This is a genomic window from Bacteroides sp. (assembly GCF_052357945.1).
Classification (GTDB): Bacteria; Bacteroidota; Bacteroidia; order Bacteroidales; family Bacteroidaceae; genus Bacteroides.
This window is the reverse complement of record NZ_DAWCXD010000040.1, coordinates 1-11539: the sequence shown is the minus strand read 5'-3', so window position 1 is coordinate 11539 and position 11539 is coordinate 1. Positions and strand designations below refer to the sequence as shown.

Below are 11539 nucleotides of genomic sequence, written 5' to 3'. Positions count from 1 at the left end.
TGTATGTCCTGCATAAAACAATGAAAACCTTGTCGAATGTTTGATTTCTTTAATAAATTGAAGGATAAGGGCCGCTGGCGAATCTTTAAACTGAAGTTAATTGATGCGCGGCTTTACTTTGTCAGTATCTTCGTAGGATTACTGACGGGACTTGTTGCCGTGCCTTATCATTACCTATTACAGTTTTTCTTTAATCTCCGCCATGATTTCTTTGATTCCCGTCCCAAGTGGTATTGGTATATCCCTCTTTTCCTGTTGATGTGGGGAATACTTGTATTTGTATCCTGGTTGGTGAAGAAAATGCCGCTTATTACCGGAGGGGGGATTCCGCAAACACGCGGAGTTATTAATGGAAGGGTTGATTATAAGCATCCTTTTCTGGAATTGGTAGCGAAGTTTGTGGGTGGAATACTTGCATTAAGTACCGGATTATCTTTGGGGCGTGAAGGACCTTCCGTGCAGATAGGTTCCTATGTGGGCTATTTAGTCTCCAAATGGGGGAGAGTGCTTAGTGGTGAACGGAAACAATTATTGTCTGCCGGTGCCGGCGCCGGATTGGCGGCTGCTTTTGCTGCCCCATTAGCTTCCTCGTTGTTGGTTATTGAATCTATTGAGCGGTTTGACGCACCTAAAACGGCTATTACTACGCTTTTGGCAGGAGTAGTGGCAGGAGGGGTTGCCAGTTGGATTTTTCCCATTAATCCCTATTTTCACATAGATGCTATTGTGCCGGGAATGACTTTTTGGGGGCAGGTGAAACTGTTTCTTTTGTTGGCGGCAGTGGTTTCTGTTTTTGGGAAGTTCTTTTCTGTCACTACTCTTCAGGTGAAGCGCATTTACCCTGCCATTAAGCATCCGGAATACGTGAAGATGCTGTATTTGCTTTTTATCGCTTTTCTGATTTCTATGGCCGAGTTTAATCTGACGGGAGGAGGGGAACAATTCTTGCTATCACAGGCTATGCATCCGGATACACATATTCTCTGGATTGTCGGCATGATGTTGTTGCATTTTGTTTTTAGCACTTTTTCTTTTTCTTCGGGTTTACCGGGAGGAAGTTTTATCCCGACGCTGGTGACGGGAGGACTTCTTGGACAAATAGTGGGATTAATTATGGTTCAACAGGGTGTTATTGCTTATGAGAATATTAGCTATATCATGTTGATTTGTATGTCTGCATTCCTTGTAGCAGTAATCCGTACCCCTTTGACAGCTATTGTATTAATAACCGAAATTACGGGGCATTTGGAAGTCTTTTATCCTTCTATTGTTGTAGGAGGATTAACCTATTACTTTACGGAAATGCTTCAGATAAAACCGTTCAATGTTATTTTATATGATGATATGATTCATTCACCAGCATTTAAGGAAGAACCCCGTTATACATTGTCTGTTGAAGTAATGAGTGGATCTTATTTGGATGGAAAGATAGTGGATGAACTCCGTTTGCCGGAGCGTTGTATGATTATAAATGTGCATCGTGACCGTAAGAACTGGCCTCCCAAAGGACAGAAATTAATGCCTGGCGATCAGGTTCAAATAGAGATGGACTCACAGGATATAGAGAAACTATATGAACCTTTAGTGAGTATGGCGAATATTTATTAAGCATCTGATTCTTAAATCCCGATCTTTGATATAAAACAAGAATAGCTGAAAGAGAGACTCTTCCAGCTATTCTTGTTTTCAGTATATTAAGTACTTATCTTTTCTTATACCAATCGGAGTTTGTGCCATATTTAGCCCAATCTATAAATTTAGGATAGATTTCGCTAATAGACTTTTTCTCATTTTTATCGAAGTTCTTTAACTCTGCAATATCATCAGCGTTAGCATTTGACAAATAGAATGCAAAAGGATAAATATTCTCTTGATCCGATACATAGTAAATGCCTTCATTGGGTTTGGAACGGTCATCATATTGTCCGAAGAGAGAAGTGTCGACTTTAGAAGTCGGTTTCTGCATTGGGCAATGAACTTCCAAGCGATTACCTTCTTTGCTAGGGCGATAAATGAATGCATCGATTGATGTTTCTTGTTTCTTATTTGAACTTTTATCTCCGTATTTGAACGTTACCTTATATTCGGCATTCGGGTTTGTTTTGACATTATTAGTCAATATGATTGCATTACTTTCACGAGTAAATTTATCAGCTCCGGAAGCCACCGTGAATTCTTTTTCACCTTCTTTCTTAATCATGTATTCGGTTGACTGTGCATTTCCTGCATTTGAAAAGGTGAAACCTAATCCGTTAGTAAATACTGTGGACTTATTAAATAAAGTTTTAAATGTAAATGACTCGCTTAAGATTTCATTGTATATATTGAATACTTTTTGATAAGTATACTGAACCAATACGTCATTCATATCATAATCGCCAGCTTTAGGCCATTCATCTTCAAATGCGTATACACCGGTTTTTTCAATAGTTGTATTTAAATCTTCATCTACAGGAGGAACATTGGTTATTTCAGGATTAGCTTTTAATGAGAACACAACATCTGTAAAGTTTTGGTCGTCCAAGAAATCTTCAAAAGCGATAGCAATATTGTTGTTTTTATCTTTAAACATAGCCGTACGTACATCTATACCGCTATTAACTTTTGTGCTAAATCCTTTTGTAGAGCTGGCATAAAAATCTTTGGTTTTAGTATAACTATTGAAACCTGTAAAATAAGTGTTCCATGCGTTGCATGCGAGAACAAAACCGATGCTATATCCTTTGGGGAAGTTCGTCCCTTCCGGGTGTTCAGGATCATCAAAATATTTTAGTTGTACAGCTGTACCTTCTTTTATACCTTGAGGAGAAGCTTTGAGGTTTCCGTTATTCCAAGTCATTTGGGTATTGGGGAATATAGCATATACCTTTACGTCTTTCAGGCTAGTAGGAATCTGATCAAGTCGGTAATAGTAGTAGCCTAATGAGCTGTTCCAACATGTCCACCCTTTCAATACGGTTAATACTACGGCTGTTTCATTCTCCTCTACATATAAGTCGGCTGAAGTGCGGAATTCTTCTGGGCAACTTCCTAGTGTATTCAATACTTTATTTACAGTAGTACGCAATTCATTCATTTCAGATTTACTCAATGTGAGTTTAGGATCATTACCTTTATAAGCATAATTAATAACTCCACTACGCTCATCGAATTTACCTAGATTCGTCTTCCATCTCAGATTCTTAAATCTAGTTTCATCAAATTTTGTAGATTCTCTGTAGGATGCTCTAGACGTAGGTTGCTCATCTGTGTCTGATACTTTCAAAACACCATTAATTATTTTCCCAGGTATTGCTCGTCTGGCAAAAGGTGATGTAGAAACGATATATACATCAGATATATAAGCCGGCAAATCAACTTTTGCGGTGAATTTACCTTGTTTGTCTGTCCATGCACCATCTAATGCCTGAACATTTTCTTTTAAGGCAATAGTGTTTTCACCTTCAATTAATGGATTTCCATCATAGATGGAGAAAGGGACTCTTGATTCAGAATCGGAATAGTCAATTTCTACTTGTACTTTTTGTACAGTAGAAAAACTAGAGGGATTAGTACCTGTTTCCGGATCTTCCTGGTATAAGTCTTTGTCACTGTCTACGCAACTGCTTACACTCATTGCAATAATCATTGTACATGCTAACCAAAACTTTTTCATAATATATTGTTTTTTGTTTATGCGATAACTCAAGTCTGCTTTGCTTTTAAAAGAAACCCGCAAGCTTTTTGGAGTTCAAAAACTTACGGGTGCAAAGATATATATATTATTCAACACAATCATAGAAAAGTTGAATATTTTTTCGAAAAGATGTTCTATAACTTGTATTTTCTACTCTTTTGTCTCATTATTCCATGCTTCTTAGCCATGCAATTTCTTCTGTCCATTTACTTTCATCCGGTGTTTCTAGTATCAACGGCATATTATCGAATCTGGAATCTTGCATCAATCTTTCAAAAAAGGCTTTTCCGATTAATCCTTCACCGATGCTATCGTGACGGTCTACATGGGTGCCCAGTGCTTTTTTTGAATCATTCAAGTGCATACCGCGAAGGTAGTTGAATCCCACTTCCTTATCAAACTCATTAAATACCTTATCATATTCATTGACAATATCGTAACCAGCGGTATAGGTATGGCAGGTATCGAGACAAACACCTACCCGGTTCTTGTCGTTTACCCGATCAATGATATATTTCAGTTGCCAGAATTCGCTACCTAGATTACTTCCTTGTCCGGCAGTGTTTTCAATAACAGCTGTTACTCCTTTTGTTTTTTCTAAAGCGAGATTAATGCTTTCTGCAATAAGTGACAGGCAATCTTCTGTTGACATTTTATTGAGAGAGCTACCGGGGTGGAAATTTAAAAGTTTCAATCCAAGTTGCTCACAACGTTGCATTTCATCCAGAAAAGCGGCACGGCTTTTTTGAAGTCCCTCTTCCTCCGGATGTCCCAGATTGATAAGATAACTGTCATGTGGCAGGACATATTCCGGTTGGAAACCATATTTCTCACAATTCTCTTTGAAGAGACTGATACTTTCTTCTGTTAGAGGTTTACTTACCCATTGACGTTGATTCTTGGTGAATAACGCAAAAGCATTTGCTCCTATTTCGTGCGCATTTATGGGGGCGAACTCTACGCCACCAGAGGCGCTAACGTGTGCTCCGATATATTTCATTGTTCTTTCTTAATTTATTTTACTCTGCAAATATAACGTTTTTAAAGGAGTATATGTTTGTAGAGAGAACTCTTCTTGGCTACAATTCATAAGACCATGTACTTTATACTCTGTTCTTTATCTTTTATCCTCTATAAAAAATATCCCGCTATTCAATTTATAGAAGATTGAATAACGGGACAGTTTTTTTGAGGGGAGGGAGAAATTAAATCTCAAAATCCGGTAAATAGTCTGTCAGGACTTTATTAATCTGTTTCCCTTTTACCTGATCTGTTACCATCGTTGCACCTTCCTTTTTACCGGCATCGTAGTTTAAGGAAACTTTCTCCGCTTTATTACTAACATGGATAGCGGCTTTTCCTTTTTCCGTAAGGTTGCAAGTGATAGTCCAGTCACCTACTTGAATGATATTGCCTTTGCGAACTACCTGCATATCCGGACGGTTGTCTCCATGTGTATCCATCACAGTCAGGAAACGGGCGGTTTTGCAAGGAACAGTTGTAGAAGAGAAATGCCAGTGATTAGGATATTTCACTGTTTTTCCTTGTGCATTTGTCACATTTTTCCAGTTGGTTGGAGCACAGAAGAAAGTATCTACCATTGCTTGTTCCGTTTTTGCCGAACTGAAAAGATGGGCAACAGAGATACCGCCGGCTTTATTCCTTCCGGTTACTTTCACCTCATCGGTCAATTCCTGTATTTCCATCGGTAATTCTACAGTATGTAAAAGGTAACTCCATGTAACAGCCTCCTTTCCTTTCAGTTCATCATAAATCACGAAAACTCCGGTACTTCCCAGTTGGATGATATGACGGCGGAACATATTCAGTTTGTTCTCATCCCATCCTTTTTCAGGCGTATATTGCGTACCGGATAGTTCGCCACGTTTCAGCCATAGGGGAGAAGTCACTTTACCATAAGCATTGGAAGCATCTCCTACCATATAAGCGATTTTTTCTCCTTCATACCAACGCGGAATCCAGCCATATCCTTCCGTTCCAATCTTTTGAGTCATTCCATTTACCAAAATGCTGTTGTGTGCACGGGTGTTACGGTAAGAGTACATACAATGATCGTCCGTAAAACCTGTACGATGTCCGCTGCTGTAAAAAATGGCTTTACCTCCATAGAATGTATTAAAAGCATTCTGATTGGCCAGTGCATGGGAAGTGGAACCATAAGAACTGGAGCGGAATGATAACATGGCATTCTTATCTATATCTCCCAAAGAGGTATTCATCGTACCGATTCCCGTTTCATTGAATACTTTCGCCATGGGTAGTTCGGCAAGAGTATGTTCTTCTTTGGGGAGAGCCTTCTTGGTTGTACAACGATACCAGGTCAAGTCTCCGGATTTTCCGAGGAAAGTTTTTTCCATGATATCCGGTTCCTTTTGCAGAATGGTACGTACATAAGCGGCCGCCCACGGATTATTACATTCACGTGCCAAGGCATCCGCATAACCTACTCGTGTACCGTTCGGCTTCATTTTGCTTTCATGTGAATTGCCTTGTCCGGCAGATTTTGAGAATGGAGGCTGCTGGTAGATGACGTAAAATACATTGTTGTTATACCACGGATCAGCGAAGAAATCGAATCCGCTGATACGGGAGTAGAAAGCGGGAACTTCAATCAATGTGCGAAGATTGACCTGGAAATAAGAATCACCATTGTGCCATCCTCCATCTGCGTTGAGGCCCGGCAGACGGGATACCCATTCATTGTAGCAATAATCCACCCAGGTGGAAGCCATCGGGAGTTCGCCATACGTAGCAAATGCCGCCATATTCAAGATACGGAAAGTCATTTGCCAGACATGATTATCAGCAATGCGGTTTTCCAAGTGATTGACATATTCATGATAGAACTTCTTTCCATTGTCACGAATCGTTCTTATGAGTAGTTTCTTTTCATCCGGAGTCAGCAGGTTATACCATGCGTCATACGCGGAAGTACTCATAGACAGAATGGTGGAACGGTTGAAATCTCCCGCAAAGTACTTACTGTTCTTCCATGAAAGAATTTCGGAAAGACGCTTTATACCTTCTTTGTAGTATGCCTCGTCTTTCGTTAGCAAGTAAGCACGTACCATGGCTTCGATATTCGCTTCTTCACGGTCTACAATCTTACGACTTTCCCGAATCAGAGCGGAACGATATTGAACGATGTTTGTCAGCTTGACAACCTGGGTCGTATCAATTTCTTCTTCCAAATGTTTCAGCGGATGATTCAGACATTTATCAGCTTTCCGGATGTAAGCCTGTGCTTCCGGATTGTTTTTATTCCGTTCGATGATATTGTCCCAATCTTTGGCATCAAGCAAGATGCGGGGGTGCGTCTTGGGTAATTTAGCTAACAGCTCTTGTAGAGAAGGCGGGTTGAATGTACGTATATGCTCGTCTATATAAAAATGAGAAATGGGCGACCATTCTTCTTTTCCATCCTTGTCAACGTAGGCATATTGCCAATACCATTTTCCTTTTTCAAACAGTTTGAATGGGTTGAAAAAGGCCCATTTCCTTTCAGCGGTTATTACTTCCGATTTGAATTCCGGGTCGCGTGCAATCCGGATGCGGTAAGTCACTTCCGGTTTGTAGTCTTCTTCTTCCACTCCGTCCAATACGGCACCCAAGTGAGGAAATTTGTCCGGCCACATGAAACGAGGAGGATTGACAGTGATATGCTGTCCGTCCAGTGGTGAAGGCGTTTCGCGTACCTCGTGCATCAAAGTCTGTTGAGTCAGGCGCATGATTCCTTTTTGCGCATACCCGTTGGCGGATAGCAGAATGGTGAACAAGAGAAAAATAGAGATTCGTTGTTTCATCATATAACTTTGCATTTTTTTATTCGTCGTTTGTTGTTCAGCGTTCAACGTTGTTTGAACAAGTCTTTCAGACGAACGGTCTTGTTATTAATCAGTGGGCGTGCCCAAAAACCGATAAAGGTGATGTATCCTACGAAAACAAGGATAAACAGCATACCTGTGCGGAGTGATGTTGCATCTGCCAGCGTACTCACAATCATCGGACCACCGGCACCACCGACGATTGCCGAACATAAAATACCGGCGAATGAACCGTGATGCTGTGAAGCAGAGTTCAAAGCCAATGAGAATACGATGGAATACATCATGGAAATACTGAATCCGACAGCAGGGAAAGCGATCATAGATACTTCCTTGCTTCCGAATAATGCCGATAATAATAGGATGATGGTCAGGATTCCGGAGATTTGCAGCAATCGCTTGCTGTCAATCAACTTGAGTAGAATCATACCTACGAGACAACCGGCTGTCATCAATCCCCAGAAATAGCTCACGGCTTGCGCACCGTCAGTTTGCGGATTGACTCCGTGGTATTGTTCCAGAAAGGTACTCATAAATATAGAAGTTCCCTGTTCCGTGCTTACGTAGCAGAAAATCCCCAGGAAAAACAGCCATACATATTTCTGTTTGAACAAGGCCAGATATGAATCTTTGGACCCGCTTTTCTCATCTTCTTTCAATTCAATCTTGGGAAAGCGGGAGACACCGACAGCAATCAGCATTACTAACAACAGGATGGTAAATACCCAGTAAAGAGATACCCATGGCATTTCCCGTGGGGTGATATCGGCCAACAAGTCGATAAAGAAACCTTTACCGGCTGTATAGGTTGCCGGGTCAAGTTCACGAATCAGATAAGTATATACCAGAGGGCTTAGGAAAGAAGCGATGCCAAACATGAATTGTGCCAGTTCGGCTATAAATGCATAGTTTTCTTCTCCTCCTACAGTACGCTGGAGCGGATTCAATACAGTTTGCAACATGGCCATTCCTAATCCGATGATGAAAGAAGAAGCTAATAACATCGGATACGTATGCATACAGGCAAACAGGATGGTGCCGATGAACGGCATCAGGAAGCCACCGAATAATACTGGTTTTTCACCGAAACGGTCAATAAGTAATCCGGCAGGGATAGACATGATGGCGTATGCCAGGAAGAAAGAGGTCGGGATAAATCCCGCCATCGCCAGGTCACTTAGATTGAAGTTGTGGATAATGTCCGGAATGAGTGGTCCCAGAATATTAGTAATAAACGAAATGGTGAACCAGAACGCCATAATCAGCGCCAACATTCCTAAATTCTTTCTCATAATTTAATCAGGTTTGGAGCAGATAATTGAGTAAATACAAGTGACGCAGCTCCAATACTCCCGGCCTTGTTTCCAAGAGCGGCAGCTATGATTTGAGTATTCACAGCACAGTCGGGGATGGCATAACTACGTGCTTTTTCGCTTACTTTCTGAATGTAAAAGTCTCCTGCTTCGGAGAGTCCTCCACCAATCACAATCTTTTGAGGACTGAAGATATTGATAAAGCCTGCAATTCCGTGTCCCAAAAAGTCGCAGTGTTCTTCCAATGATATTTTTGCAATCGGATCTCCTTGTTTATAAAGGCGGACAATCAATTCTCCGTTAATCTCTTCATTCGGGTAGGAGATACCTGCGTCTATTATTCGTTGACTGAAGCGGCGTACCAAAGCAGAAGTGGAAGCATAGTGTTCCAGACAGCCGACAGAACCGCAAGCACACGGTTCGCCATTGGCAATGAGAGGCACGTGTCCCAGCTCCGTTCCCCGGTTGGCATAACCGTTGAACAATTTGCCGTCGATGACTACTGCACCGCCAATACCCGTTCCTACCGTCAAGAAAACAACATGAGTGGCTCCCTGACCGGCTCCGTACATTGTTTCTCCCAGTCCCATCAGATTGGCATCATTTCCCAATAAAGCCGGAAGTCCGGTTTCCGTTTCAATGCGGTCTGCCAAGTGAATGTTTTCCCAGCCGTTAATATTTTCCGCACCTCCTAAAACAATACGGTTCGTACAATCCACAATGCCCGGTGTTCCGATTCCTATACCATCAATTTTGTAGCCTTTTTCCTGTGCAAAGGCTTTCACTTCATTGATAGCAGTAACCAACTGTCCGATGACAGCTTCTGCTGATACATCGGCTTTCGACGGTAACTTCCCTTGAAAGTAAAATACGCCTTCATTATCAATAAGGGCGTATTTTACTGAAGTTCCGCCAAGGTCAATTCCTATAGCGTATTCTTTTTCCATACCACGTTAATACTTAATACTTAATACTTGATACTTAAAAACTACACTCTTTCCGCCCAAATCGGTGAACTCCAAGCCCATTGTCCGTCACGTTGGCGAACGCGTACATAGTAGTAATCCGTATCTCGCTGCGGCTCTTTATCTTCCATGTAATGTTCCAGAGTGAAACAGCTTTCCGGCATGGCACGATTGAAGAGAATAGCCTCGCTCAACCAACCGATCATGAAGTGTGAACGTGAACCTTCAAGCAACTCGCCCAACGTATGTTCAAACTTCTTGCCATTGAATTCGGCAATGACCTTACCGTCTTTTGGCATTTCCACATCAAGGATTACAGCTTGCATGGCTGCTGTAGTCGTATTCGGATTCTTGCTGCTGTACATATCCAGTTCGGTTTCCTTGTCGCCAACGGATACAATACGGTTGACATGTGTGTGGAATTCAGTTTCACCTTCTTGCGGAGAAGTGAATGCTGCGCCACGGAAACAAGGAGTTACACTATGAATCTGTCCTTTGTCTACCGACAGTTTGCCCTGCCAATGTACGTATTTCTCTTCACGATTCCAACCAAAATCAACTTTAACTTTGCAACGTACCGTATCACCTTCCGGAGCAACGGGAGTCAACGGACCGTTCATACGAGCTAAAATCTGCCCGTTCTTTACAATATCTACGTAGTCAATACAGCTTTCACCTGTGACATTCAGATAGATACGACGACTGTTACCGCGAACAACATCACCCATGAAAGCATCGTTGAGGCGGAAGTCTATAATAATCTTATCACCGGTTGCGGCACATACGTGACGGGTGCGTAGAGCTTCCCAAATGGCATCGCGAGTCAGTGACGGAGCCAAAACACCGATGCGTCCGTCGCCATAGCTTCCCGGATAACCGGAATGTTGGTCGGTGGAAGCCATGATACCAAACTTATTGCCCAATTCAAGACCATATTGAATGGTTCCTTCCCATTGGCGTGGCCCCATATCATGCAAATAGGGGTAGTCTCCCTGATCGCTTTCTGCCAGACCGTGACGGGAATACATTTCTACGAATGGAGTAATATCTCCTTCGGTAAAACATTTCCAGTTGTAACCGCGATAGCCACCCTGATAACCCATGTGGTGCGGGGTAACGAATACCTTATGTCCTTTTGCTTTTTCTTTCCAGTCCTCGATTGAAGTACATTCTACAAGTGGTGCGTCCAAATCATAGTTCAACGCAACATGATCTCCATGTTCCATGCTATGAGCTTCGTATCCTACAAAAGTTAGGAATTCACCTTCCTTGTTATACTCATTTGTCATTTTTACGTACTTCTCATAACCGCCTTCACGCAAACGCTTGAAAGCTCCCGTGTGGTAATCGATCACCCATTTCAGGCGGGGATCATCTGCTCCGGGAATATCCGGCCACATAGCATGAGGAGTAACACTAACAAAATCCAATTGTCCTTTCGCTGCTTCAAAAGCATCGCGTATGTCGCCGTGTCCGTATGTGATGTTACAGTGGTTGTGCAAGTCGCCCCAATACATTTTGAGGTTGCTGGCTGATGGCATAATTTTCTTAGCCTCTTTGCTTCCTGCTGCGCAAGAACCGAGCAAGCTGCCTGAAGCTGCCAGTCCGAGGAAAGACCAGCCTGTGTTTTTTAAAAACTTTCTTCTATCCATGATATAATTGTTTTTGGTTAATCTTTATTTATATAAATGGGAATTTTGCAGTTAGGCTGAAAGCCTTACAATTATATATTTATTGGGG

Annotated in this window: 7 protein-coding genes; 1 reads left to right on the top strand and 6 read right to left on the bottom strand. The window is 41.9% G+C overall.

What is annotated here, in order from left to right; all coding sequences use genetic code 11:
* Positions 1 to 36 precede the first annotated feature (36 nt).
* Positions 37 to 1608, top strand: coding sequence for a ClC family H(+)/Cl(-) exchange transporter (locus ACT8YW_RS09905; protein ID WP_444104804.1), 1572 nt, complete (start codon positions 37 to 39; stop codon positions 1606 to 1608).
* Positions 1609 to 1702: 94 nt separating this feature from the next.
* Here the strand turns inward: ACT8YW_RS09905 and ACT8YW_RS09900 are convergent, their stop codons facing one another.
* The 6 genes from ACT8YW_RS09900 to ACT8YW_RS09875 all read right to left on the bottom strand — a co-directional run bounded on the left by ACT8YW_RS09900 (position 1703) and on the right by ACT8YW_RS09875 (position 11451).
* On the bottom strand, positions 1703 to 3655 hold the full coding sequence (locus tag ACT8YW_RS09900) for an LruC domain-containing protein (RefSeq protein ID WP_444104803.1): 1953 nt from the start codon (positions 3653 to 3655) through the stop codon (positions 1703 to 1705).
* Positions 3656 to 3842: 187 nt separating this feature from the next.
* Entirely contained in the window at positions 3843 to 4676 is an 834-nt protein-coding gene (gene nfo / locus ACT8YW_RS09895) for a deoxyribonuclease IV (protein ID WP_444104802.1), read from the bottom strand.
* A gap of 205 nt (positions 4677 to 4881) precedes the next feature.
* Positions 4882 to 7503: a DUF4962 domain-containing protein gene (locus ACT8YW_RS09890; protein ID WP_444104801.1), complete on the bottom strand. Its 2622-nt coding sequence runs from the start codon at positions 7501 to 7503 to the stop codon at positions 4882 to 4884.
* A 41-nt stretch (positions 7504 to 7544) separates the two neighbouring features.
* A complete protein-coding gene (locus ACT8YW_RS09885) occupies positions 7545 to 8813 on the bottom strand; it encodes a sugar MFS transporter (protein ID WP_004312969.1) in 1269 nt (422 codons plus the stop codon).
* Positions 8810 to 9781 carry an ROK family protein gene (locus tag ACT8YW_RS09880; protein ID WP_009040735.1) on the bottom strand — a complete coding sequence of 324 codons (972 nt, stop codon included), beginning with the start codon at positions 9779 to 9781 and terminating at the stop codon, positions 8810 to 8812. The genes ACT8YW_RS09885 and ACT8YW_RS09880 overlap by 4 nt, the downstream gene beginning before the upstream one ends.
* Positions 9782 to 9822: 41 nt before the next feature.
* Positions 9823 to 11451 (bottom strand): Tat pathway signal sequence, encoded by a 1629-nt coding sequence (locus ACT8YW_RS09875; protein WP_444104800.1) that lies wholly within the window; start codon positions 11449 to 11451, stop codon positions 9823 to 9825.
* Between the last annotated feature and the right edge of the window lie 88 nt (positions 11452 to 11539).

Coding starts and splice junctions, on each gene's coding strand:
- ACT8YW_RS09905 (WP_444104804.1), top strand. CDS start 37: ATGTTTGATTTCTTTAATAAATTGAAGGATAAGGGCCGCTGGCGAATC.
- ACT8YW_RS09900 (WP_444104803.1), bottom strand. CDS start 3,655: ATGAAAAAGTTTTGGTTAGCATGTACAATGATTATTGCAATGAGTGTA.
- nfo (WP_444104802.1), bottom strand. CDS start 4,676: ATGAAATATATCGGAGCACACGTTAGCGCCTCTGGTGGCGTAGAGTTC.
- ACT8YW_RS09890 (WP_444104801.1), bottom strand. CDS start 7,503: ATGATGAAACAACGAATCTCTATTTTTCTCTTGTTCACCATTCTGCTA.
- ACT8YW_RS09885 (WP_004312969.1), bottom strand. CDS start 8,813: ATGAGAAAGAATTTAGGAATGTTGGCGCTGATTATGGCGTTCTGGTTC.
- ACT8YW_RS09880 (WP_009040735.1), bottom strand. CDS start 9,781: ATGGAAAAAGAATACGCTATAGGAATTGACCTTGGCGGAACTTCAGTA.
- ACT8YW_RS09875 (WP_444104800.1), bottom strand. CDS start 11,451: ATGGATAGAAGAAAGTTTTTAAAAAACACAGGCTGGTCTTTCCTCGGA.